We start from the raw sequence: 23110 nt of genomic DNA, 5'->3' as shown, positions 1-23110 counted from the left end.
AGGTCCGGCTCGTTTTGCTGGCGGGTCGCTTTGCTCATTGCGTGCCCTGTTTCAGCTTGCACACGATCGATTCCGGAAACTGGCAGGCCTCGCCCGCCGCCGTATAGGCAACGCGATCGATCTCGGCGGCGACGGGAGCGCCCGGTTCGGTGAAAGGCCCCATCCATGCGGTCAGCGTATCGCTGCCCCACAGGCTGAGATAAATCTTCGAGGGGTGGCTGGGCAATTTGGCGGGGTCGGTCGCCTCCTCCACCAGCTTGCCATCGACATACCAGGCGATGCGGTCCTTTTCCCACACGAATGCATAGTCGTGGAAACCCTTGTCGGCGCCGCCGGGCACCGCGACCTTCTTGGCGCTGCCGACGCTCTTGCCGTCGACATACTGGTTGACCTGCACGGTGGACGCGTCGCGGCCCAGCACTTCGAAGTCGATCTCGTCATGCGGCTGCTTGTGGGTCGGGCCGATATAGCTGAAAAAGCCGGTGTTGAGCCCCGATCCGGCGGCGGCCTTCATCCGCACCTCGAAAGCGCCATAGCCGAAGCGCTTGAAGGTCTGGACCTCGCCGCAGACATGATTGCGGTCCTTGTAATCCTGTTTGGCGAAACCCAGGCTGAGCTTGCCGTCCGCCACGCTGACCTGCTTGGCCGACCAGGTGCAGTTCTGGTGATCACCGTTCGCCCAGCCGTCGGAGATGTACCAGCGGCTTCTGTCCAGTTTGTCGAACTTCTCGACAAAGGATTTGCCATTGGCCTGATCGGCCGCATGTGCCGGTGCTGACACTGACAAGGCAAGAAGGCCGAATGCCAGGGAGCAAAGGACGGGCCCCGCCCAAGGCATTGCCGCCTTCATCTTTACGTCTTCTGTCATGTCGCTTGCTACTTTCGTCTTGGCCCCGGAAAAGCTCCGGGCCGCTTCAATTTCGGGCGAATGTTGCATTGCACATATGACAGCCACAGGATCGGAATGTGGCGCCTGGCCGGTTTCGGCCCGGCCGGGCGGTCACTTTTTATGAGCGCGAGTTAATCCGCCTTTCGCCGGCAAACTCCGCCGGGTCCTCGACCTCCACGTTTTCCAGAGGAAACCGGTCGGCCCGCTCGCACATTGCGGTCACGAAAGCGATCTGTTCTTCGAGCGCCTTCAGCCTGTCGGCGTAGCGCATCATGCTTGCGGTGAGATCGTCCACAGATGCCGACATTGTCGCGTCGGCAGGTCCGTTTTCCAAAGCCTGCTGCGAGAATGCGGCCTGCGTCGTCACGCGCTCATGGCGCGCCCGCAATCCATCGTGTTCGCGGGCGATGTCGGTGCGGAACTCCGCCAGAAAGGACCGCAATTTTGCCTGCCGCGCCGAATCGGTCTTGCGGTCCCGCTCCGGACTTCGCACCCGAAACGCCTCGTCGGTCATGAATTTGAACAAGGCCATGTCTTTGTCCCTTCTCTGATTCGATTTATTCGGCCGCCGCCAGATTTCCTCGCGAATGCCAATCCCAGGCCGTCCGAACGATGGACTCAAGACCATGCCGCGGCGTCCAACCCAGCGTCGCCGCGGCCTTCGCATTGTCGGCGACGAGAACCGGCGCATCGCCGGCGCGGCGCCCCTCTCGCTGGATCGTGAAGGGCCGTCCCGAGACATCCCGAACCGTGGCGAGAAGCTCCTGCACGGTCGTGCCCGTGCCGGTGCCGAGGTTGAGCGCGACGCTCTCGCCGCCCTCCAGCAGATACTCGACGGCGCGGCCATGGGCGTCGGCCAGGTCCGCGACATGAATGAAATCGCGCACGCAGGTGCCGTCGCGCGTGTCATAATCGGTGCCGAATATGCTGAACCCCGCGCGCTGGCCGAGCGCCGCCTCGATGGCCAGTGGAATCGCGTGCGTTTCGGGCGAATGCCATTCCCCGATCCGGCCCGCCGGGTCAGCGCCGGCGGCGTTGAAATAGCGCAGCACCGCCGAGCGCAGGCCTTGATAGCGCCCGAGATCGGCCAGCATCTGCTCGACGATCAGCTTGCTGCGGCCATAGGGATTGATCGGATCTTGCGGATGGCTCTCCTTCATCGGCACGCTTTCGGGCATGCCATAGGTCGCGCAGGTGGAGGAGAATACCAGCCTGTCGATCCCGGCCTCCTGTGCCGCCAGAAGCAGGCTGAGCGTGCCTGCCACATTGTTGTCGAAGAACGCCGCAGGCGCCCTCACCGATTCGCCGACCTCGATCAGCGCGGCGAAATGCACGATCGCGGCGGGCCTGTAGGTTTCGAGCACGGCTGCAAGCCGTTCACGATCGCGAATGTCGCCACGCTCCAGCGGCCCCCATTTGACGAACTCGGCATGGCCGTTGCTCAGATTGTCGTAGACGACCGGCGTGAAGCCGCGCCCGGCCAGATCGAGGCAGGTGTGCGAGCCGATATAGCCGGCACCGCCGACGACGAGGATGTTGGTCATGCAGGTCTCTCCTTGCGCCTGTCGCACGCCGGGTTGAAGGTGCCGACAAATTTCAGCCCGAATGTGCTGATCATGGAAACCACGCTCCGGCCGACATTGGTTGTCATGATCCTCGGGTAATTGCGGTTGGCATGGGCGGGCACCGCTTGTTTCTACGAACGAGCCCGCTTGATCCGGAGCCCCTGGGCGGGGGTGCGACAGGACATCATCGGGCCTCTCGAACGGTCCCTAGACTCCCGGAAGCGCAAAAAAATGACGAAGTGCACGATTATCATTCCCTACTACCAGCGAGAGCCCGGAATCCTGGCGCGAGCGCTGCGATCGGTATTCGCTCAGACGCATGAGAATTTCGATGTCATCGTCGTCGACGACGCCTCGCCGTCGCCGGCGGAAGACGATCTGCGCGATTTTCCTCTCACCGAGCGGGCACGGATTACCGTTATAAAACAACCGAATGGCGGCCCCGGCTCTGCCCGCAACATGGGACTGGAGCATGTACCGGCCGACACGGCCTATGTCGCCTTCCTCGATTCCGACGATGAGTGGACGCCCGGCCATTTGAAGAACGCCGTCACCGCCCTGTCACTTTTTGATGCGGATTGTTACTGGGCCTCGATCGGCGGCGGCGAGGCTTTCTACTATCATTTCGGCGTCTCCGACCTTGCCGGCATGACCCGCACCATACGGCTGAGCGACGATCCGCCACTGGTGGAGGCGCCCGATCTTGCCGGCGCGATGCTGAAGAACTGGAGTTTCATGCACCTGTCCTGCATGGTGATCGGCGAGGCGCTGGCCCGCAAGGTCCGCTTCGAGGCTGCGCTGAGGCTGGCGGCGGAAGACGTGCTGTTCTTCTACGATTGCGTGCGTGCCGCCCGCCGCACCGTGCTGTGCGAGGCGACTGGCGCGACGCGTGGCGAAGGCATCAACATCTTCCACGGCATGGGCAGCGATTCGCCGCTGTTCCTGAAACAGCAATTCAACACCTGGGTGGCGCTCGACCGGCTTGAAAGCCGTTTTTCGCACGGTGCCGAGGACAAGGCGTCGATCCACTCCTACAAGCAGACCGCCCGTAACCAGGCGCTGTGGGGGCAGGCGCGGCTGGTCAAGGCCCACAAGCCCCCGCAACTGAAGCAACTGGCGCAATGGGCCTGGCGTGATCCGCGGCTGCTCAGCAGCGCCGTCGCGCTCGCCGTCGGCAAGTTCAGCAGATAGGACGCGACATGCAGGCCTTCTATTGGGAATCGGCTCACGGCAATTTCGGCGACGATCTCAACCTGTGGCTCTGGGATTTCCTGTTGCCCGGTTTCCGCGACATTCAGCCCGAGATGTTGCTGGTCGGCGTCGGCACCGTCCTCAACGAAAAGCTTTTGCCGGCAGGCATCAGGAAGCTGGTGATCGGCAGTGGCTTCGGCTATGGCAGCGCACCCGATCTTTCGGACGCGAGCGAATGGGACGTGCGCGCCGTGCGTGGCCCGCTGACGGCGGAACGGCTCGGGCTGGACCCGGCCCTTGCGTTGCTCGACCCTGCCATGATGGTGGCGGACATGCCCGAATTTCAGAACCTGCCGCGCAATGGCGGCACGATCTTCGTGCCGCATTGGGAATCGACGGTCGGCGGCATCTGGCCGCTGGTGTGCGAAGCCGCCGGCATCTTCTATGTCGATCCGTGCGGCGAAGCGAAGTCGGTCATCCGCTCGATTGCGCAGGCCGAGTTGGTGATTGCCGAATCCATGCACGCCGCCATTCTGGCCGACGCCTTTCGCGTCCCATGGGTCGCGGTGACGACCTCACAAGCCATCAACAGCTTCAAATGGCGGGATTGGGCGGCCTCGCTCGACCTCTCCTACGCGCCTCGACGTATTCCGATCTCGTCGCGCGCCGAGGCCGTCACCAAGGGCGCCCGTTTCTGGGGCATGGATTTCGCGGCCCGTGAGGCGCAGACTGATGCTCCTGACGAGCCGATGCACGCCGAAACACTGCTGAAACCCCGCCACGAAGCGGCGCAGTCAACGCTCCGGTCGGTGGCCAAAAAGGCGCTGGCAGCGCCATCGATCCTTGCGCTTCGGCAAGTCCGCCGCGCCGACGCCCAACTCAGTTCCGATACCGTTCTCGCCGGCAAGAAGGAGCGGTTTCGTGCGGTGCTGGCGGGTGTGAAGCGCGACTATTTCTGAGCAATGGTGCTGGCGGGAAGCAGATAGCGCGGCAGGGGCTGTTCGGCCTGCCAGCCAAACCTGCGCCTCAATGCCTCGAATTTGTCGGCGGCGATCCCGCCGGCCACTGCCGGCATGATGCCGGGGTTTGCCAAGGCCTTCAGGCCGGCTCCAAACAAACCGATATCGGCCTTGCGGTCGAGAAAACGGCGCAATTCGTAACGGCCACGCAAATGCTCCGCGTGACGACGCAGGGCCGCTTGAGCGTTCGCAGGCAGACGCTGCGACGCCAGGATCGCCAGATCGGCCTCATAAAGCTGTTTCAGGTCTTCGGTGCGATGCTTGCCGCTCAGCGAATCGGCGCGCACCACCGCGCCATAGCCGCAGCCATGCACGATCTTGTAACGCGCGCCCTTGGCGAGACAGCGGACATAGAGATCGTAATCCTCGCCGAGCCGCAGGCTTTCGTCATAGCGCAAGCCGTGACGCACGAGGAATTCACGCCGTATCACCGGCTTCAGGAAACCGATCTCGCCGCGCGAGGCGCCGCGCCGGGAAATATTGCCTTCGATGAACCCGGCCAGATCGAGGAATCGCGGCGCCGCCTCGAAGACGGGCACGTCCGGTGCGGCAGGGTTTGTGCTGCGCTCGTCGATGAAAACGATATTGTCGGCGACGAGATCCCAATCATCACCGTCCAGCATGGTTTTGAACCTTCCGGCCAGGAAGAAATCGTCGGCGTCGAGGATGGCGACGAGCGGCGCTTTGGAGCGGGCGATGGCCTGATTTCTGGCAAAAGAGGGACCGCGATTACGATCGAGTTCGATCACCTGCACCCGTCCGCTGCCGTCATCGGCGTCTCCGGATATCGTGGCCGTGGCGTCACTCGACCCATCGTCAACGACGACGATTTCGGCGACGCATTCCTCCCGCAAGGCCGACTCGATGGCGCGCCGGATCGTCGCTTCGGCATTCTTGGCCGCTATGACCACGCAGACTGCGTGTCGATGATACGCCATCGCCGGTTTCCTGTTCCATTGCCATATGTTCAGCCCCGATCCGCGACAGGGCAGTTCGCAGATGTGAAAGGCGATTTCATGACAGGCTCATGTCATGAGCAGGAAAGGAAAGATAACCGGACCGGAATGCGCCGTTCTTAACGGCGCACGCTGCGCAGCGATGCCGCCTCCCCTTTGGGGTTTGCCTGCTGGACGGGAGCAGCCGCGATTTCCGGCGTTCCCGCTTCTTTCGGTGCCGGTTTCGGCTTTTCCTTGCGGATAAGGAAAAGCACGGCGATGAAATAGCCGGCCTGAATGAGCACGGCACAGATCAGCGTCTGGACGAACGCCGTCCATAGAGAATGGGTGATCAGATAGCTGGCGATGGCGAAGGCAACCAGCACACCGATGAAACCGCGAAGGAACAGGAGAAAGTTCATCCTATTCTTTCCCGTTATTTGCGTTCTGACCCGGTCTGAAATGCCTGCCCACAATGCCACTCCCGCCACGGCGGGTGACACTTTCACGTTCAGAGTGCGACAATCCGAATGCCTGCTTGCCGCATGCCGTGAAGTCGCGTCCGAGACACCCGCAGAGCAGGAATTATAGGAATTTCCGCCGGCTCACGCAATATCACAGCTCTGCGGAACTGCAAGCCGGGTCGAGTTCTGCCGATGCCGCCGTTCGGCCGGGAGCGACAGCATCGAACACGAGGCGTACGACGACACCTCGTCGCGCAATCATGGAACATCTGTTGCGCAACCCATTGATTGCGAAGGCATCTCAAATCCCATCAAGAAAGATTTACGTGTTCTCCAACAAAATAAGGCGACATATATATCGTATGATATGATTTTTACTTAATATAATCCAGTATATATAAAATATATTCTATTGCGCTCCGGCAATGTATCGGTTTGTCACAAAATATGACCCGGTACGGGCTTCGCTGACCGAATTTCATCATAGAGGTGACATATCCCGCACCCTACCTTCGCTTGCTGCACCGCAGCATCGTTGATTTGAAATTTTTCGGAGCCACCAAGATGAGGCACGCCGCCAGACTGGCCAGCAGATTTTTGTCCCGATCCTATGCGGGAGGACCGCCGATCGGGGGACTGGTCAAGCGCGGCTTCGACATTGTCGGGGCTGTGGGAGGCATTGCCTTGCTCAGCCCGCTATTGCTGATGTTGGCTGCCCTGGTGAAATATTCCGACGGCGGGCGCGTTCTTTACGGCCATGCCCGGATCGGCCGGAACGGCACGGTGTTCCGGTGCTGGAAATTCCGCACCATGGTGGAAAACGGCGACGATGTGCTCGCCGCACATCTGGCTGCCAACCCGCAGGAGCGCGAGGAATGGGAGGCCACCCGCAAGCTGCAAAACGATCCGCGTGTCACGCGGGCCGGAGCGGTTTTGCGCAAGCTTTCCCTCGACGAACTGCCGCAGATTTTCAACATACTGGTCGGCGAGATGAGTTTTGTCGGACCTCGCCCGGTGGTGCATGACGAACTCGAACTCTACGGCAGCGCCGCCAGCTATTACCTTCAGACGCGGCCCGGCCTGACCGGACTGTGGCAGGTGAGCGGCCGCAATGATGTGTCGTATCGGGCGCGCGTCGATTTCGACCGCCACTATGTCGAGAACTGGTCGTTTTCCGCCGATCTCAAAATCCTGATCAGGACCGTGCCGGCCGTGATTTCCTCGCGCGGAAGTTACTGAGCAAGCGATGCGCGCCGCGCGCATCATCCGGCGGCGCCCTTACCGCAAAAGGACCATAAATCGTTGAACAACGCCCTTGAAATGCGCCGTCTGCCGAATTTCGTGCAGGGGCTGCTCGCTCTGTTCCTCCTGCTGGGCTCGGCTGTTTCCGCCTTCGCGCAAGACGGCGGCTATCATCTCGACTCGATGGACCGTCTGCGTGTGCGCGTCGCCGAATGGCAGAGCGCGGAAGGCGCGGTGCGCCAGTGGCCGATGATCAGCGGCGATTATCTGGTCGGCCCTTCCGGCGACATCTCCATGCCCTTCGTCGGCGTCCTGACGGTGCGCGGCAAGACGACCGCCGAGGTCGCGGTGGCCATCGGCGACCGGCTTCAGCAGAAGCTCGGCCTGCCGGACAAGCCCGACGCTTCGGTCGAGGTCGCGGAATTCAGGCCGATCTTCATCGCCGGCGATGTCGAGACGCCGGGCAAATATCCCTACGATCCGGGATTGACCGTGTTGAAGGCGATGAGCCTCGCCGGCGGATTGCGCCATTCCACGGGTGAAGGCGCGCCACGCGATTTCATCAGCGCCCAGGGCAATTACGGCATGCTCGTCATCCAGCATAATGGCCTTCTGGCACGCCGCGCGCGTCTGATCGCGGAAGCCGGCGGCAAGACCGAGATCGACTTTCCGGAGGAATTGAAGAAGACCGACAATGGCCGCAAGCTGATCGCCGACGAAACCGCCTTGATGGCGGCGCGGCAGAAGCGGCTGCGCATCCAGCTTTCGAATCTCGACGATCTCAAGAAACTGCTCCAGGCCGAGATCGAATCGCTCCAGCAGAAGATCGTCACCCAGAACCGGCAGCTCGAACTCGCCAAGAAGGAACTGGCCGGGATCAACGACCTTGCCGACAAGGGCCTGGTCGTGAACCAGCGCATCCTGTCGATCGAGCGGACCAACGCCGAATTGCAGGGCAAGATCCTGGACATGGAAACCGCCAGCCTGCGCGCCAAGCAGGATATCGCCAAGGCCAACCAGGACGAGAACAGCCTGCAGAACGACCGGGCGACGGAGATCGCGCAGGATCGCCAGCAGACCGAATCGGACCTGCGCGTGCTCGAAGAAAAGATGGCCATGTATTCCGGCCTGATGTCCGAGGCGCTGTCGCGGGCGCCGGCGGCGGCGAGCGTCGCGTCGGCGGGCACCAAGCCTGTCGTGCATTTCGTGATCGTGCGCACGGCCGGGGGCAAGGCCAGCGAAATCGCCGCGCAGGAAAGCACGGCGGTCCTGCCCGGCGATGTCGTCAAGGTCGATGTGGAGGCTCCCGGCGCCACCAACTGACGCCGCCCAGGATGACGACGACATTGCCCTTCAGCCGGCGCCAACGCCGGATCGCAGCATGCGGGACCGCACAGGATGCGGCGGAAACGATACGATGAAAATCGCCAAGGCCATTTTCGTGAATCCGGATCACAATTTCTGGTACGGCCTGATGGCCGTCGCCCTCTCGATCTTCGTCTTTGCCTACTCGACCCGCTTCGGCAAGGTCTCGATACTGGCCTATTACGGCTGCTGGCTGCCGCTGATTCTCATCGACTACCGCAGGCTGCTAAGCCATCCCGGCAATTTCCTCTGGATCGTCGCCTTCGCCGGGCTCGCCTGCCTTTCGGCCTTCTGGTCGCAGGCGCCCTCGACCACCGCGCGCGCCAGCATCCAGTTCATGTCGCATGTGGTCTGCGCCCTGATCGCGGCGCGCACGGTCGGGATACGCACGATGACGCGCGGAGCCGTGGTCGGCATTTGCGCCGTGGTGCTCTATTCCTTCGCGTTCGGCCATTATGATTACGATCCGCTGGACGGCACCTACAGCTTCGTCGGCGCCTTCGCCTCGAAGAATCAACTCGGCCTGTTCGCCTCTCTCGGCATCTATTTCGCCTTTGCCGGCCTGCTCATCCTGCGCGAACGCGGGCTCGCGCGCATCCTGATGCTGGCTTGCGCAACCATGTCCGTCATCGCGCTCGCCAAGGCCAATTCGGCCACCTCCGTACTTGCCGTGGCGGTCACGCTGGCGGTTCTTGTCTGTCTCAGGCTTGCCATGCTGTTTGCGCCGCTGGCCCGCAAGGGCGGGCTGATCGCCAGCGCCCTGCTGGGGCTGGTCGTGATCATGGCCGCTCTCAATATGGGCGCATTCGATTTCGTGCTTGGGATATTCGGCAAGGATTCGACGCTGACGGGGCGGACCTATCTGTGGTCGCAGGGCTGGGCCGCGACCGCCCAGGCGCCGGTGTTCGGGGTCGGCTATCAGGCCTATTGGGTGCAGGGCTTCTCCGAGGCCGAGCGGCTATGGAAGGAGTTCTATATCGGCTCGCGCAGCGGCTTCCATTTCCACAACACCTATATCGAGGTGCTGGTCGAACTGGGCGCGGCCGGCTTCCTCCTTATCGCCATGCTGATGATCCGCGTGCCCTTCGGCCTGCTGCGCCGCCTCATCAGCGCCCGCGGCGATCCGGCAGCCTTCGTCATGTTCGGCATCGCCTTCATGTTCCTCGTGCGCTCCTTCGTCGAGGTCGATGTCATCAATCCCTACGTGGTCGGCTCGTTCCTGTTCTATTACGCAGCCGGGCTTCTCGCCTCGCCGCTGCCGAGGCAGGAAGCCGCCGCCCCGGCCGCTCGCTATCCATCTTTGCCGCGGGGCGCGACATGAAGCGGCTCTACGGCGTCCAGTATCTGCGGGCGGTGGCGGCGATCGGCGTCGTCGTGTTCCACGCGATGGAGCGCACCGGCGGCCATTTCGCCATCGGCGCGGCCGGCGTCGACGTTTTCTTCGTCGTCAGCGGCTTCATCATGTGGGTGCTGGCCGAGGCGCGGCACCCCTCGCCCGGCACCTTCCTTCGCGACCGCATCGAGCGCATCGTGCCGCTCTACTGGGCGGCAACGGCGGTGATGGTCGCGGGCGGCCTTGCCGGCCTGTTCCCCAATATGCGGCTGACCGCGTTTCACGTCTTCGGCTCGTTCGCTTTCATCCCGCATTTTTCACCCAGCGACGGCGGCTTATGGCCGGTGCTGGTGCAGGGCTGGACGCTCAACTACGAGATGTTCTTCTACGTGCTGTTCGCGCTGGCCCTGCTTCTGCCGGCGGCGCGCCGCATGGCCGCAATGGCCGCCGTTCTGGTCGGCCTGGTCGGGGCCGGCCTGATCCTCGATCCTGAAGGGGCGGTGCCGCAAACCTACACCAACCCGCTGCTGATCGAGTTCCTGATCGGCATGGGCATCGGCAAATTGTGGCTGTCCGGCAGGATGCCGGCGGCCGTGGCCGGCTGCGGACTCCTCGTCGGGTCGGCAGCGGGATTCGCCTTTGTCGGCGTCACCTATATCGGCTTCAATCCCTATATGCTGGGGCCGCTGGCCGGCATGCTCCTCGTCGGCGTGCTGGCGCTGGAAAAGGCCGGCCGCATCCGCCGTTTTTCCGTGGCCGCCTATCTCGGCGACGCTTCCTATTCGATCTATCTGTGGCACACGATGGCGATTTCGGTGGTCGCCAAGCTGGCCGGCATGCTGGCGCTGCCAACCTTTGCGACGGTGTTCCTGGCCATCGGCGCAGGCGTTACGATCGGCCTCGCCTGCCATGCCTTCATGGAAAAGCCGATCACCGCGTTCCTTAAAAATCGCCGGCGTCCCGCGCGCCGCGCCCATTCGGTCGCCGCGACATGAGCGGCATCTCCGGACGGCTGATCAAGGGCAGCATCTGGCTGAGCTTTTCACGCGCCATCGTGAACGGCCTGGCGACGCTCAGCACCTTCATCCTGGCGTGGAACCTGACGCCTTCCGATTTCGGCGTGGTCGCCCTGGGTATGACCATCCTGCTGATCGTCTCCACCGTCACCGAACTGTCGCTGGCCGAGGCGCTCATCCGCCACGAGGCGCCCAAGGACTCGCATTTCAGCGCCGCCTTCACCCTCAACGCCACGCGCGGGCTTTTGCTTGCGCTGTTCTTCGCGGGCTTCGCCTGGCCGGCGGCACGGCTGTTCGACGAGCCACGGCTGACCGGCGTGATGCTGGCGCTCGGCCTCAGCGTCTTCATGAGCGGGCTCACCAATCCGCGCCGCATCATGCTCCAGCGCGACCTGATCTTCTGGCAGGAATTCGTGCTCGCCGTGTCGCAGAAGCTCACCGGCTTCATCGCCGCCGTCACCATCGCCATCATCTATCACAGCTATTGGGCGCTGGTGATCGGCACGCTGGTGACACAGGCAACCAATGTCGTCGTCTCCTATCTCGTACTGCCGTTTTGGCCGCGCATCACGTTCCGGCACATGCGGGAGTTCTTTTCCTTCTCCGCCTGGCTCACCGCCGGCCAGATCGTCAACACCCTGAACTGGCGCTTCGACTATCTGCTGGTCGGCAAGATGCTCGGCGGCACGTCGCTCGGCTACTATTCGGTCGGCTCCAACCTCGCCATGATGCCGACGCGCGAGGCAACGCTGCCGCTGACCCAGACGATCTATCCGGGGTTCGCCAATATCCAGCACGATCCGCCCCGGCTTGCCGCCGCCTATCAGCGCGTGCAGGCGCTGGTCGCGGCCGTGGCGCTGCCGGCCGGCATCGGCGTGGCGGTAGTGGTCGACCCGCTGGTCAGGCTGACGCTCGGCGAAAAATGGGCGCCCATCATCTTCATCATCCAGGCGCTCGCCTCGGTCTTCGCCTTGCAGACGCTCGGCTCGCTGGTCCAGCCGCTCGGCATGGCCAAGGGCGAGACGCGGCTTCTATTCATCCGCGACACGCAGATGTTTGCCGTGCGCGTGCCGATCATGGTTGCCGGCCTGCTTTTCGCCGGCCTTCCGGGCGTGGTCCTGGGCCGCGTCTTCACCGGCCTGTTCAGCGCCCTTGTCAACATGATCCTGGTGCGGCGCCTCATCGGCGTGACCGTGCTGGCCCAGCTTCGGGCCAATTCGCGCGCGCTGGTCAGCGCCGGCGTCATGGCGGCGGGCGTTTCCTTCGCCTCGCATCATCTCGCCTACGCCGCCGACAAGCCGGCACTTGCACTGCAATTGGCAACGATTGTGGCGCTGGGCGGTTTTCTCTACTGCGCCACCACTTTCCTGCTCTGGGAATTGATGAGGCGCCCCGACGGTCCGGAAACAGAGATCCGGAACATTCTCGGCAAGATGCTTGCCAGGCTGCGGCCTGTCGGAAGCGCGCCCGCCGCCAAACAGACGGAGAAATGAAATGGCTGAATCCAATCTGGCTTTGATCGAGAGATTGCAGGCCAGCATCCACGATTGCCTGAAAAAGCACGTTGCAGCCGCCGAGCCGCTGGCGATCCTCGACTTTCCCGATATCCGCAATTGCGGCGATTCCGCCATCTGGCTGGGCGAGATGGCCTATCTCAAGGCGCGTTACGGCAAGCGGCCGGCCTATGTGTCGCGCATGGACGATTTTTCCGCCGAAGACCTCGAAAAGACCATGCCGACCGGGCCGATCTTCATCCATGGCGGCGGCAATTTCGGCGACATCTGGGAAGCGCATCAGGACTTTCGCGAGCATGTTCTGGAGCGTTTCCCCGATCGCCCCGTGATCCAGTTCCCGCAATCGATTCATTATCAATCCACCGAGCGGATCGCGCAAAGCGCCCGCGCCATCGCCCGGCACCGGAATTTCACCCTTCTGGTGCGCGACGAGGAATCAAGGACATTCGCCGAGAAGCATTTCGACTGCGCGGTCGATCTCTGCCCCGACATGGCGTTCGCGATCGGCCCGGTCGAGCCGGCAGGTGCGGAATTTCCCGTTCTGGCCATGCTGAGGTCGGACCGCGAAAAAACGGGCAATGCCGATTTATCCGCCTACCCCGACATTCCGGTGGAAGACTGGGTTTCGGAATCGGTTCACAGCGTGCGCGCTTCCAAGGCGCTAGGCGCGGCGTCCGCGCTGCTTTCGCTGAAACCTGCCGGGCTGCGGCTCGCCAAGCTTGACGCCGCCGCGCGCAACCGCTTTCGGCGCGGCATCCGCCAGATTTCGCGCGGGCGCGCCATCGTCACCGACAGGCTGCACGTCCATATCTGCTCGCTGCTGATCGGCCGGCCGCATGCCGTTCTCGACAACAGCTACGGCAAGGTGCGGCGCTTCATGGCGGCCTTTTCCGGCGGAACCGACCTGTCCCATCAGGCGGAATCGCTCGACAACGCCGTCGCCTGGGCGCGCCTTCAGGCCGATATGAAAATCGCGGCCTGAGACCGGGGGAAGCAATGAGCCTGCTCACCTTCATCATCCCCGTCCGCCATCAGGACAATGCCCGCGACTGGGGCCTGCTCAAGGCCAACCTTGCGCAGACCGTCGCCTCGATTTCCAGCCAGACGCATGACAACTGGCGCGGCATCATCGTGGCCAACGAAGACGCCGACCTGCCCGACCTGCCGGAACGTTTCAGCGTCGTGCGTGTCGCCTTTCCGCCGAACAACCTGCACGAAATGGGCAAGGCCGATCTGGAGGCCGTCTACGAGGCCTTCCGCGCCGACAAGGGGCGCCGTGTCCTGTCGGGCATGCTGGCGGCACGCGACAGCCGTTTCTTCATGATCGTCGACGACGACGATTTCGTCAGCGCGCATATCGTCAGGCACATTTGCGAAAACCCCGACGCCAATGGCTGGACGATCGAGCGCGGTTACATCTGGGACGATGGCGGCAGCATCCTGCTCGGCTATGATGAGTTCAACCATCTGTGCGGAACCTCGCTGATTGTCCGATCCGATCTCTACGGCCTGCCCGAAACCTTCGAGAAGGCCTCCCTCGACTGGATCAAGACCATGCTGGGCAGCCATGTGCGCATCGCCGACATTCTCGCCGCGAACGGCACGCCGCTCACGGCCCTGCCGTTCCGCGGCGCCGTTTATCGCGTGGCGCATGCCGGTTCGCACAGCAAGGCATCCAGTCTCGTCAGGACGTATTTTCTCAGCCGCCAGGCATTGAAACGGCCGCGCCGCCTGCTGCGCCATCTCGGCCGGCTGCGCTTCCTGAATACGCGGCTGCACAATGAATTCTTCGGTCGCCCTGAAAGGCCCTGATCGCAATCGCGCCGGGCGGCCTCGTTCAATTTTAATTCCCCGATCATCACGCCTGGAAACCGGCTCTCGCGGGGGCATGAATCAGAGGGCCTGGATGTTGACACATCCAGGCCGCCTCAATCGCCGGCGCGGCCCATCCGGGCCACTTGGCTTTCGCGCCAACAGGCGCGGCGCGCGGTCGCGCTCCAACGGTCATTCAAAATTGACCGTTGGTCACACAGGCCGCATAGCAATAAGCAGGATTGACATTCGTCTATGCAACCGGTTTCATGAAACCGGTTGCGGTTTTGAGAGACGATATGGCCAGCCGGCACCCGGACAATCCTCGCAGTGCGCCAACGATCCGCGACGTCGCCGATGCGGCGAAGGTGTCGCGCGCGACCGTCTCGCGTGCCTTCGGTCAGCCGAACCTGCTCAGCCGCGAGACCGTCGCCCTGGTTCGCGCCACCGCCGAGCGGCTCGGCTATGTGCCCAATCCTACGGCGCGCGCGCTCAGCACCGGGCGGGCCGGCAACATCGCCCTCGTCGTGCCCGACATCACCAACCCCTTCTTTGCCGCCATGATGCGCGGCGGGCAGGCACGCGCCAGGGATCAGGGATACGCGACCTTCATCGGCGATTCCGACGAGGCCCCGGAACTGGAGGACATGCTTCTGGGCAAGCTCGCCGGACAGGTCGAGGGTTTTATCCTCGCCTCTTCGCGCCTGCCGTCCGGCCGGATTCTGGAACACGCGAGGCGCCGGCCCTTCGTTCTGATCAATCGCGACCTGCACAACATTCCCCGGCTGCTGGTCGATACCGGGCCGAGTTATGCGCAGGCCGTCGAGCATCTGGCTTCGCTCGGTCACCGGACCGTCGCCTATGTGGCCGGCCCGACCCGCTCCTGGTCAAATCGCCAGCGCTACAATGCGACGGTCCGGACCGCGCGACGCCTCGGCGTCGAAGTCGTGCGGATCGCCACGTCGAGGCCGAGCTTCGAGGCGGGCCAGGCCAGCACGGATGAACTGGTGCGGGCCGGCGTCACCGCGGCGCTGGCATTCGACGACGTCATGGCGCAGGGGATCATGGCGGGGCTGGCGGGGCGCGGCATTTCCGTGCCCGGCGATTTCAGCATCGTGGGGTGCGACGGCATCCTCGCCCCGACATTCTATCCGCCGCTTACCTCCGTCGAGGCGCATTGCGCGGAAGCAGGCGAGCAGGCCGTCGACCTGCTCGTCGAGGCCATGCAGGGCAACGCCTCGGCGGGAAGGCGCATCGTCCTTGCCACGGAGCTCGTCATCCGCACGACGACGGCGGTTCCGCCGCCGCGCCGGCACAACAAGCGCCGCCATACGCATGCGAACATCAACATGGAGCAGTCATGAAAATCCACGTCGAACCCAACAAAAAGAAGCTGGGGGATGAAGCCGCCGAGCTTGGCGCCGAGGCGATCCGCTCGGCGATAAGGACACGCGGCGCCGCCAATATCGTCGTCGCGACCGGCGCCAGCCAGTTCGAGCTTCTCGCCGCACTGGTGGCGCAGGACGACATCGACTGGTCGCGCGTCACGGCGTTTCATCTCGACGAATATATCGCCATGCCGGACACCCATCCGGCAAGCTTCCGGCGCTATCTTCGCGAACGTTTCACCTCGCATCTGCCGACACTGGGCGCGTTCCACTTCATCAAGGGAGACGAGCCCGATCCGGCGGCGGAACTTGCTCGCATCAACGCCCTGATTTCCAGCCATCCGATCGACGTCGTCTTCGCCGGGATCGGTGAGAACGCTCACCTTGCCTTCAACGATCCGCCGGCCGATTTCGACGCGCCCGTGCCGTTCCATGTGGTGGAACTCGACGAGCGCTGCCGCCGGCAGCAATTCGGAGAAGGCTGGTTCGCCACCTTCGAGGACGTTCCCACCAGGGCCATTTCCATGACTGTGCGGCAGATCATGAAAAGCGGCCTTGTCGTTCTGGCGGTGCCGGACCGCCGCAAGGCCGAAGCCGTGCGCGATACGCTCGAAGGCCCGATCACGCCGATGGTCCCGGCCAGCGTGCTGCGCCGGCACGCCAATTGCCATCTTTTCCTTGAACCCGAATCCGCGGCGCTGCTGCGGCACATACCCGACGCCGTTACCGAATGAGCGGCTGACGGTCATACTAGAGTATGGGAGGAGTACCTATGACGACACGACGCAATGCACTGTTGACACTGTTAGCCGCCGCCCTCGCCACTGTGGCGGGGCCGGCACTGGTTTCAGCGAAGGATTTCCCCAAACCCAAGGAGCCGCTCGTCATCAATGTGGTTGATGTCGCCGGCGACCTGCAACTGAGCCAGCGGGCATTGGAGAAATTCGCCGAGACACATCCGGACCTCGTCTCGAAATTCGTCTATACGCAAGCGCCGGCGCCGGAACTGGCCGGCAAGCTCAAGGCACAGCAGGCGGCCAACCGCCTCGACATCGATTTCGTGCTCACCGGCAACGACGCGTTGGCGGCCGGCATCGAGCAGGGCCTGTGGACGCAGATATTGCCGGAATACAAGGACATGTTCCCCGATCTGGAGGAACTCTATCTCCCCGGCGCCTATGCGATGCAGAAGATGGGCAGGGGCCAGGGTTTTGTCGATAGCTGGTATCCTTCAGGCCCGCTTCTGGAATATGCGCCCGACCGGGTGAAGGACCTGCCGGCCACGGCGGAGGAACTGCTTGCCTGGTGCAAGGCCAATCCGGGCAAGTTCATGTATGCCCGGCCGGCCAATTCCGGCCCCGGCCGCACCTTTGTCATGGGCCTGCCCTATCTGCTCGGCGACAAGGATCCGCAGGACCCGATCGAGGGATGGGACAAGACATGGGCCTATCTCAAGGAACTCGGCACATGCATCGACTACTATCCGTCGGGAACCACCGTCACCATGAAGGAGCTTGGCGACGGCACGCGCGACATCATCGCCACCACGACGGGCTGGGATATCAATCCGCGCTATCTCGGCATCGTTCCGAAGGACTACAAGGTCAGCACGCTCAAGGGCTTCCACTGGGTCAGCGACGCCAATTACATGGCCATCCCGAAGGGAGTTGCGGAGGAGCGGCTGGGCGTGCTGCTGCAACTCATCGCCTTTGTCCTGGAGCCCGAGCAGCAGGCCTTCATGTATGATCACGGCTATATGTATCCCGGCCCGTCGATCAAGAACGTGCCGATCGAGATGGCGCCGCAGGACAGTCAGGAGACGATCAAGAATTTCGGCCGCGACGAATATGCCTCGCTGATCGCCGACAATCCGATCGAGCCTCCGCTCGATGCCAAGCCGCTGGTCGCGATGTTCGACAAGTGGGACCGCGAAATCGGCGCGGCCAAGAAATAGGCAGGTTCAGAATTGGAGAAGGGCCAGCCCCTCGGGGCTGGCCTTTTTATGGCGTCAGGATTTTTGTGCCCCGACAAGTTCGTCCCATTTTCGGAAGGCGACGATCATCTTTTCCGGCGGCAGCGGCAATTCGATCGGATTGTCGGCGATCAGCGAGGCATATTCGTCGCGGCCGAACTGGTTGATGATGTCCTGGCTGCGCTGCGGCGCCATCGACAGCGGCACATTCTTGACCGCCGGGCCGGGATAGAGATACCCCTCATCGTAGGAATAGGCTTGGGCCTTTGGCGTCAGCAAGAATGCCATCAGGTCGAGGACGACGGCGATCTTGTCGTCCGAAATGCCCTTCGGCATGCACATGAAGAACGCATCCGAAACCCAGTGGAAGCCCTTGAGCGTGCCGATCTTCGCCTTCTCCGGCACGATGCCGAGCGCGCGCGGATTGATGTCCCATCCCGTCGTCGTGATGATGATGTCGCGGCTGCCCTCGCCGAACTCCTTCATGGTGACGCCGGTGCCGGCCGGATAATAGTCGATATATTTGCCGAGCTCCGCGAGATAGGCCCATGTCTTTTCCCATCCGTCGACAGGATCCTGCGGGTCCTTGTCGCCGAGAATATAGGGCAGGCCCATCATGAATGTCCGGCCGGGGCCGGAATTGGTCGGGCGCGCATACATGAAGCGGCCGGGGTTCTCTTTCGCCCAGGCAAGCAGTTCTTCGGCGCTGGCCGGCACTTTGGAGACGCGATCCGGCATGTATTCGATCAGCGGGCCGGAGGGATAGTAATTGACGACAACGCCATATCCGGCGCCCTGCTTCTTGTGCAGCGCCAGCGCCGCCGGCTCGTAATTTTCCTCGATACCGGGAAACTTGTCGGCGTAATCCGGCAGGATCTTGATCCAGGTGTCGTTGGCAAGCCCCGCCGCCAGCCCGTCGCTGCCGGTGAGAACGATATCGATATCCACGCGGTTCGCGGATTGCTGCGCCCGGAGCTTGCCGGCCAGTTCCGTGACGGGCGCCTTGGTGAAGACGATGCGCGATGCGCGCTCGGGATATTTCTCGGCATAATCCTCGAAGGCCGGCTGCGACAACGCCAACGCGCCGCCCACATCCATGACCGAGATGACGACCGGCGAAGAGGGCAATGCCGGGGCGGCGGCCCATGCATTGGTCCTGCCGGCCAGCAGCGCGCCTCCTATGCCGCCGAGCACGGTACGGCGGCTTATCTTGAATTCACGGTCTGTCATTATGGTTTTCCTCCATTGTCATTGCTGATCGGTATTTGCGTTCCTCGTCGCCGACGCGCACACGCTCGACCGTCATCTGCGCCGACCATTCGACCTCCGCCACCGCAAGCGCGATGCCGTGGCCTTGCAACACCGGGGCGAGAAGGTCCGCCACGCGCGTGGAGGCCATTTCCACGGCCTGGCCGAATGTCGCGATGTTCCATTTCACGATATTGCGCACGGCATCGTCCAGCCGCAGCGAAGACCCGGCGAGACCGACCGCGCCGGGAATGCGGACCGACCCGTCATCCAGCCGCTCCACCTGCATCCCGGCGAAAGGATAGACGCCTGTTGGCGCACACGCCGCCGAAACCGCATCCGTGACCAGAACGGAAGCCTGGTGCCCCTTGGCTCTTATCATTGCCTTCAGCGCGTTTGGCGGAACGTGAATCCCATCGGCGATGAACGTCGCGACAAGACGTTCTTCCGCCAGTTGGGCAAAGAGCGCGTTGTCGAGCTTCGGCAGTGTCTGCGGCAGACCGTTGCCCAGATGCGTGGACAAGGTCGCCCCGGCATCGGCCGCCGCCGCCGCGGATTCGAACGTGCAGGCGGAATGGCCGATGGCGACGAGCATGTTGCGCCGGCGCATTTCCTTGATGAAGTCGATGCCGCCCTCCACCTCCGGCGCTACCGTCGTCAGGAGGACCGGCCTGCCTGAAAGCGTCAGCAGGTGATCGACCAGCGAGGGATCGGCCGCCGTCATCGCTGCGGGCGGATGGCAGCCCGCATAGCCCGCGGCAGGGTTGAGGAACGGGCCTTCGAGATGATAGCCGGGGCACATCAGCGGACCGAGGCGGCTTGCCGCAATCGCTTCGTCCAGCGCCGTCAGCCGCGCGGCCAGTTCGGCCGGCGTCGCCGTTATCAGGGTCGGCAGGCATGCCGTCACGCCGCAGGCAAGCATGGCCTCCAGCGCGCGGTCGATGTCCGCCGCGCTCAACGCCCCCGAATTGAAATCGACGCCGGCGAAACCATTGACCTGAAGGTCGATCAGTCCCGGTGTCAGCATCGTGAACGCTCCCCTTCGCTATTGACCCCGTGCGAACGGAAGCCGTACTTTTGACCGGGCTGCTCACAATCCGAGCATTCCCAAAAGCGTGTTTAGGTTTTGCGTTCGCAAACGCGTAAACACAAGCAGATAGAGCATCAAACCGAAAAGCGGCCCCCGGCTTTCGGGTTATCACGGTGCTCCATCGAAGTGCCAAGGCACCTATTGTGCCTTCAATCGAACGAACGGCGCTCCGGCACGACGACCCAGCATCGCGGTTTCCGCGATCCAAGGCAAGGAGGACATCGATGTCCCAACCCATCACCATTAATGTCAATGGCAAGGATCATGCTGTCGAGGCCGACCCGGACAGCATGCTGCTCTATGCGCTGCGCGACGACCTCAAGCTGCACGGCCCGAAATTCGGCTGCGGCCTGTCGCAATGCGGCGCCTGCACCGTCATCATCGACGGCGCTGCCACCCGCTCCTGCGTGACACCGCTGGCCAGTGTGGAAGGCACCAGGATCACCACGCTCGAAGGGCTTGGCACGTTGGAAAAGCCGCACCCGCTGCAACAGGCCTTCATCGACGAGCAGGCCGTCCAGTGCGGCTACTGCATCAATGGCATGATCATGACCGCCAAGGCGTTCCTCGACGGCAATCCGCAGCCCACCCGCGACGACATCAAGCAGGCGCTCAACGACAATCTCTGCCGCTGCGGCACGCACATGCGCATCGTGCGCGCGGTCGAACGCGCCGCCAAGACAGGTCAGGCCCAGGCGGGCCAGGCTAAAGGAGGCTGACAATGAACACGCGCCCCGAAGACCTGCACGACAACGACCGTCACGAGACAGGCACGCTGCCGCTCAGCCGCCGCAACTTCCTGAAAGGCACGGCCGGACTGGTCGTCGCCTTCGCCATCGTCGATCCGACCGCTGCGATTGCGGCGGCCGAAACGGCGGCGGATTCCGTCGGCTCGCCCGATTCCGGCAAGCTCTATGCCTGGCTCGCCATCCGCCCCGACAACACCGCGACCCTGTTCACCGGCAAGGTCGAGACCGGCACCGGCGTCGAAACCGCTTTGGCGCAGATCGCGGCGGAAGAGCTTGAATTTCCCATCAACCGTCTCGACGTGGTGATGGGCACCACCTCGCAAACGGTGGACCAGGGGCCGACCTATGGCAGCATGGCCGTGCGCTATGCCGGGCCACAGATCCGCCATGCTGCGGCTGCGGCGCGCAAGGCGCTGCTCGATCTTGCCGCCGCGCGCTTCAAGCTGCCGGCACAGCAGCTTGAAGCCAAGGAAGGCGTGGTTTCCATCATCGGCACGTCGGGCAAGTCCGTCACCTTCGGCGAACTGGTGGCCGGAAAACGACTGGATATCGCCATCGAGGCGAGCGGGTCCGGCTTCGGCCTGAAGGTGGCGCCGGACGCGCCGGTGAAGGACCCATCGACCTATGCCGTCGTTGGCCAGCCAGTGCGGCGCAAGGATATTCCCGGCAAGGTGACCGGCCAATTCACCTATATCCAGGACGTCAGGGTGGACGGCATGCTGCATGGCCGCGTCGTGCGGCCTTATGGCGTCGGCGCCAAACTGGAAAGCGTGGACGAAACCGGGCTGAAGGATATTCCCGGCTTCGTGCAGGTTGTGCGCAGCGGCAATTTCCTCGGCGTGGTGGCCGAAACCGAATGGGCGGCGATCCAGGCCGCCGAAAAGCTCGGCTCCGGCCTCGACCCGGAAGGGCCGCAGGCCGGCCAGGCCAAATGGTCCGACTGGCAGGGATTGCCGGAACAGGATGCGGTGTGGGACACGTTGAAGAAGACGACCGGCACCAACAACTCCGTCGCCGCCAAGGGCTCGGTCGATCTCGCTTTGCCTTTCGCCGCCAAGACTATTCAGGCTACTTACAAGACGCCGTTCCAGATGCATGGCAGCATCGGGCCTTCCTGCGCCATCGCCGACGTCAAGGCCGACAGTGCGACCTTCTGGGCCGGCACGCAGATGCCGCACCAGATGCGCGCCGACATGGCCGAGATGCTGGGCATTCCCGAAGACCGCATCGACGTCAAATGGTTCGAGGCTTCGGGCGCCTATGGCCGCAATGGCCTCGAACACGTCATTCCCGACGCAGCACTCATGTCGAAGGCGGTCGGCCGGCCGGTGCGCGTGCAGTGGATGCGTTGGGACGAGCATGGCTGGGAGCCGAAAGGCCCGCCCATCCTGCAGGAACTGACCGGCGCGCTCGACAAGGACGGCAATGTCGTCGCCTGGCGTCACCATATGTGGGTGCCGACCACGGGCGACACCCGCCTGATCGCCGTCGAACTCGCCGGCCTGCCGCAGATCGGCAGCGAGGGAACCGGCGACTCGGCGATCGGCTACGCCTACACCTTCGACAATGCCGATGTCGCCTGCCACGGCATGGGCCGTGTCGGGCTGCTGACCGCGTGGCTGCGCTCACCGGCGCAGTTCGAGACGACCTACGCCATGGAAGCCTTCATCGACGAGATGGCGGCGGCGGCCGGGCAGGACCCGCTGTCGTTCCGGCTTCGCTCTCTCGACGACAAGCGCGCCATTGACGTGTTGCGTGCGGCGGCTGAAGCCTATGGCTGGGATAGCCGGCCTTCGCCGGCGCCGCAGCAGGATGGCAAGCTTGCCAAAGGGCGCGGCATCGCCTGGGTCAATCGCGACGATGTCCGCGTGGCGACCATTGCCGATGTGATGGTGGACCGCGACAGCGGCGCGATCAGCGTCAAGCGCGTGGTGGTGGCGCATGATTGCGGGCTGGTGGTCAATCCTGACGGGTTGTCGAACCAGATCGAGGGCAACGTCATCCAGTCGCTCAGCCGCACGCTGCACGAGGAGGTGACATTCGACCGCGCGCATGTGACCAGCCGCGACTGGGAGGGCTATCCGATCCTGCGTTTCGAGGAAATTCCGGACACGATCGATATCGTTCTGGTCAACAACCGTCCCGAATATCCGTCCTACGGCGGCGGCGAACCTTCGACCTGCCCGACGGCGGCGGTGATTTCCAATGCCGTTTACGACGCCATCGGCGTGCGGCTGCGGCAAACGCCGTTCCGGCCCGACCGGGTCAAGGCGGCGATGAGCCGGACCGGCTGAAGATGATCACGCCCGGCGCGGTAG

Annotated in this window: 21 protein-coding genes; 14 read left to right on the top strand and 7 right to left on the bottom strand. The window is 63.3% G+C overall.

Annotated elements, in window-relative coordinates; genetic code table 11:
• Positions 1 to 34 precede the first annotated feature (34 nt).
• The 3 genes from exoK to galE all read right to left on the bottom strand — a co-directional run bounded on the left by exoK (position 35) and on the right by galE (position 2433).
• Positions 35 to 868, bottom strand: coding sequence for an endo-1,3-1,4-beta-glycanase ExoK (gene exoK, locus BFN67_RS17905; RefSeq protein WP_080921000.1), 834 nt, complete (start codon positions 866 to 868; stop codon positions 35 to 37).
• Positions 869 to 1007: 139 nt separating this feature from the next.
• Positions 1008 to 1421, bottom strand: a complete 414-nt coding sequence (locus BFN67_RS17900; RefSeq protein WP_080920884.1) for a hypothetical protein — start codon at positions 1419 to 1421, stop codon at positions 1008 to 1010.
• 25 nt (positions 1422 to 1446) lie between these two features.
• Positions 1447 to 2433: a UDP-glucose 4-epimerase GalE gene (gene galE, locus BFN67_RS17895; protein ID WP_080920999.1), complete on the bottom strand. Its 987-nt coding sequence runs from the start codon at positions 2431 to 2433 to the stop codon at positions 1447 to 1449.
• A 252-nt stretch (positions 2434 to 2685) separates the two neighbouring features.
• Between galE and BFN67_RS17890 the strand changes: the two genes are divergently transcribed.
• A complete protein-coding gene (locus BFN67_RS17890; RefSeq protein ID WP_080920883.1) occupies positions 2686 to 3645 on the top strand; it encodes a glycosyltransferase family 2 protein in 960 nt (319 codons plus the stop codon).
• Between the two features lie 8 nt (positions 3646 to 3653).
• Positions 3654 to 4604, top strand: coding sequence for a polysaccharide pyruvyl transferase family protein (locus BFN67_RS17885; protein ID WP_080920882.1), 951 nt, complete (start codon positions 3654 to 3656; stop codon positions 4602 to 4604).
• On the opposite strand, the gene BFN67_RS17880 is transcribed toward BFN67_RS17885, so the two are convergent.
• Positions 4595 to 5602 (bottom strand): glycosyltransferase family 2 protein, encoded by a 1008-nt coding sequence (locus BFN67_RS17880; RefSeq protein ID WP_080920881.1) that lies wholly within the window; start codon positions 5600 to 5602, stop codon positions 4595 to 4597. The two genes, BFN67_RS17885 and BFN67_RS17880, sit on opposite strands and share 10 nt — an antisense overlap.
• A gap of 137 nt (positions 5603 to 5739) precedes the next feature.
• Positions 5740 to 6021 carry an exopolysaccharide production repressor protein gene (locus tag BFN67_RS25095; RefSeq protein WP_080920880.1) on the bottom strand — a complete coding sequence of 94 codons (282 nt, stop codon included), beginning with the start codon at positions 6019 to 6021 and terminating at the stop codon, positions 5740 to 5742.
• Between the two features lie 606 nt (positions 6022 to 6627).
• Between BFN67_RS25095 and BFN67_RS17870 the strand changes: the two genes are divergently transcribed.
• The 10 genes from BFN67_RS17870 (at position 6628) to BFN67_RS17825 (ending at position 17687) form a co-directional block, all read left to right on the top strand.
• Positions 6628 to 7302: a sugar transferase gene (locus tag BFN67_RS17870; protein ID WP_080920998.1), complete on the top strand. Its 675-nt coding sequence runs from the start codon at positions 6628 to 6630 to the stop codon at positions 7300 to 7302.
• A 63-nt stretch (positions 7303 to 7365) separates the two neighbouring features.
• Complete coding sequence (locus BFN67_RS17865; protein WP_245295314.1) at positions 7366 to 8628, top strand: polysaccharide biosynthesis/export family protein; 1263 nt, start codon at positions 7366 to 7368, stop codon at positions 8626 to 8628.
• A gap of 94 nt (positions 8629 to 8722) precedes the next feature.
• Positions 8723 to 9991 (top strand): O-antigen ligase family protein, encoded by a 1269-nt coding sequence (locus BFN67_RS17860; protein ID WP_080920997.1) that lies wholly within the window; start codon positions 8723 to 8725, stop codon positions 9989 to 9991.
• Positions 9988 to 10998 carry an acyltransferase family protein gene (locus BFN67_RS17855; protein WP_080920878.1) on the top strand — a complete coding sequence of 337 codons (1011 nt, stop codon included), beginning with the start codon at positions 9988 to 9990 and terminating at the stop codon, positions 10996 to 10998. Before BFN67_RS17860 ends, BFN67_RS17855 begins: the two co-directional genes overlap by 4 nt.
• On the top strand, positions 10995 to 12512 hold the full coding sequence (locus BFN67_RS17850) for a lipopolysaccharide biosynthesis protein (RefSeq protein ID WP_080920877.1): 1518 nt from the start codon (positions 10995 to 10997) through the stop codon (positions 12510 to 12512). Before BFN67_RS17855 ends, BFN67_RS17850 begins: the two co-directional genes overlap by 4 nt.
• Position 12513: 1 nt before the next feature.
• Positions 12514 to 13515 carry a polysaccharide pyruvyl transferase family protein gene (locus tag BFN67_RS17845; protein WP_080920876.1) on the top strand — a complete coding sequence of 334 codons (1002 nt, stop codon included), beginning with the start codon at positions 12514 to 12516 and terminating at the stop codon, positions 13513 to 13515.
• Positions 13516 to 13529: 14 nt separating this feature from the next.
• A complete protein-coding gene (locus BFN67_RS17840; RefSeq protein WP_080920875.1) occupies positions 13530 to 14345 on the top strand; it encodes a glycosyltransferase family protein in 816 nt (271 codons plus the stop codon).
• Positions 14346 to 14644: 299 nt separating this feature from the next.
• A complete protein-coding gene (locus BFN67_RS17835; protein WP_080920996.1) occupies positions 14645 to 15709 on the top strand; it encodes a LacI family DNA-binding transcriptional regulator in 1065 nt (354 codons plus the stop codon).
• On the top strand, positions 15706 to 16467 hold the full coding sequence (locus BFN67_RS17830) for a glucosamine-6-phosphate deaminase (RefSeq protein ID WP_080920874.1): 762 nt from the start codon (positions 15706 to 15708) through the stop codon (positions 16465 to 16467). Before BFN67_RS17835 ends, BFN67_RS17830 begins: the two co-directional genes overlap by 4 nt.
• A gap of 38 nt (positions 16468 to 16505) precedes the next feature.
• Positions 16506 to 17687, top strand: coding sequence for an extracellular solute-binding protein (locus BFN67_RS17825; RefSeq protein ID WP_204842226.1), 1182 nt, complete (start codon positions 16506 to 16508; stop codon positions 17685 to 17687).
• A 54-nt stretch (positions 17688 to 17741) separates the two neighbouring features.
• On the opposite strand, the gene BFN67_RS17820 is transcribed toward BFN67_RS17825, so the two are convergent.
• Together BFN67_RS17820 and BFN67_RS17815 are read right to left on the bottom strand one after the other, a co-directional pair.
• Positions 17742 to 18935, bottom strand: a complete 1194-nt coding sequence (locus BFN67_RS17820) for an extracellular solute-binding protein (protein WP_080920872.1) — start codon at positions 18933 to 18935, stop codon at positions 17742 to 17744.
• On the bottom strand, positions 18922 to 19980 hold the full coding sequence (locus BFN67_RS17815; protein WP_080920871.1) for an N-acetylglucosamine-6-phosphate deacetylase: 1059 nt from the start codon (positions 19978 to 19980) through the stop codon (positions 18922 to 18924). Before BFN67_RS17815 ends, BFN67_RS17820 begins: the two co-directional genes overlap by 14 nt.
• Before the next feature lie 287 nt (positions 19981 to 20267).
• Here BFN67_RS17815 and BFN67_RS17810 point away from each other — a divergent pair, with 287 nt between their 5' ends.
• Positions 20268 to 20762, top strand: coding sequence for a (2Fe-2S)-binding protein (locus BFN67_RS17810; RefSeq protein ID WP_080920870.1), 495 nt, complete (start codon positions 20268 to 20270; stop codon positions 20760 to 20762).
• A 2-nt stretch (positions 20763 to 20764) separates the two neighbouring features.
• A complete protein-coding gene (locus BFN67_RS17805; protein WP_080920869.1) occupies positions 20765 to 23086 on the top strand; it encodes a xanthine dehydrogenase family protein molybdopterin-binding subunit in 2322 nt (773 codons plus the stop codon).
• The last annotated feature ends 24 nt before the right edge of the window (positions 23087 to 23110 follow it).

Source organism: Manganibacter manganicus (assembly GCF_002075885.1).
Taxonomy (GTDB): domain Bacteria; phylum Pseudomonadota; class Alphaproteobacteria; order Rhizobiales; family Rhizobiaceae; genus Mesorhizobium; species Mesorhizobium manganicum.
The sequence above is the reverse complement of the archived record's forward strand: the minus strand, read 5'-3'. Positions and strand labels throughout refer to the sequence as shown.

Bases quoted from the DNA above. Each gene is read 5' to 3' on its own strand.
- exoK (WP_080921000.1), bottom strand. From the start codon at position 868: ATGACAGAAGACGTAAAGATGAAGGCGGCAATGCCTTGGGCGGGGCCC.
- BFN67_RS17900 (WP_080920884.1), bottom strand. From the start codon at position 1,421: ATGGCCTTGTTCAAATTCATGACCGACGAGGCGTTTCGGGTGCGAAGT.
- galE (WP_080920999.1), bottom strand. From the start codon at position 2,433: ATGACCAACATCCTCGTCGTCGGCGGTGCCGGCTATATCGGCTCGCAC.
- BFN67_RS17890 (WP_080920883.1), top strand. From the start codon at position 2,686: ATGACGAAGTGCACGATTATCATTCCCTACTACCAGCGAGAGCCCGGA.
- BFN67_RS17885 (WP_080920882.1), top strand. From the start codon at position 3,654: ATGCAGGCCTTCTATTGGGAATCGGCTCACGGCAATTTCGGCGACGAT.
- BFN67_RS17880 (WP_080920881.1), bottom strand. From the start codon at position 5,602: ATGGCGTATCATCGACACGCAGTCTGCGTGGTCATAGCGGCCAAGAAT.
- BFN67_RS25095 (WP_080920880.1), bottom strand. From the start codon at position 6,021: ATGAACTTTCTCCTGTTCCTTCGCGGTTTCATCGGTGTGCTGGTTGCC.
- BFN67_RS17870 (WP_080920998.1), top strand. From the start codon at position 6,628: ATGAGGCACGCCGCCAGACTGGCCAGCAGATTTTTGTCCCGATCCTAT.
- BFN67_RS17860 (WP_080920997.1), top strand. From the start codon at position 8,723: ATGAAAATCGCCAAGGCCATTTTCGTGAATCCGGATCACAATTTCTGG.
- BFN67_RS17855 (WP_080920878.1), top strand. From the start codon at position 9,988: ATGAAGCGGCTCTACGGCGTCCAGTATCTGCGGGCGGTGGCGGCGATC.
- BFN67_RS17850 (WP_080920877.1), top strand. From the start codon at position 10,995: ATGAGCGGCATCTCCGGACGGCTGATCAAGGGCAGCATCTGGCTGAGC.
- BFN67_RS17845 (WP_080920876.1), top strand. From the start codon at position 12,514: ATGGCTGAATCCAATCTGGCTTTGATCGAGAGATTGCAGGCCAGCATC.
- BFN67_RS17840 (WP_080920875.1), top strand. From the start codon at position 13,530: ATGAGCCTGCTCACCTTCATCATCCCCGTCCGCCATCAGGACAATGCC.
- BFN67_RS17835 (WP_080920996.1), top strand. From the start codon at position 14,645: ATGGCCAGCCGGCACCCGGACAATCCTCGCAGTGCGCCAACGATCCGC.
- BFN67_RS17830 (WP_080920874.1), top strand. From the start codon at position 15,706: ATGAAAATCCACGTCGAACCCAACAAAAAGAAGCTGGGGGATGAAGCC.
- BFN67_RS17825 (WP_204842226.1), top strand. From the start codon at position 16,506: ATGACGACACGACGCAATGCACTGTTGACACTGTTAGCCGCCGCCCTC.
- BFN67_RS17820 (WP_080920872.1), bottom strand. From the start codon at position 18,935: ATGACAGACCGTGAATTCAAGATAAGCCGCCGTACCGTGCTCGGCGGC.
- BFN67_RS17815 (WP_080920871.1), bottom strand. From the start codon at position 19,980: ATGCTGACACCGGGACTGATCGACCTTCAGGTCAATGGTTTCGCCGGC.
- BFN67_RS17810 (WP_080920870.1), top strand. From the start codon at position 20,268: ATGTCCCAACCCATCACCATTAATGTCAATGGCAAGGATCATGCTGTC.
- BFN67_RS17805 (WP_080920869.1), top strand. From the start codon at position 20,765: ATGAACACGCGCCCCGAAGACCTGCACGACAACGACCGTCACGAGACA.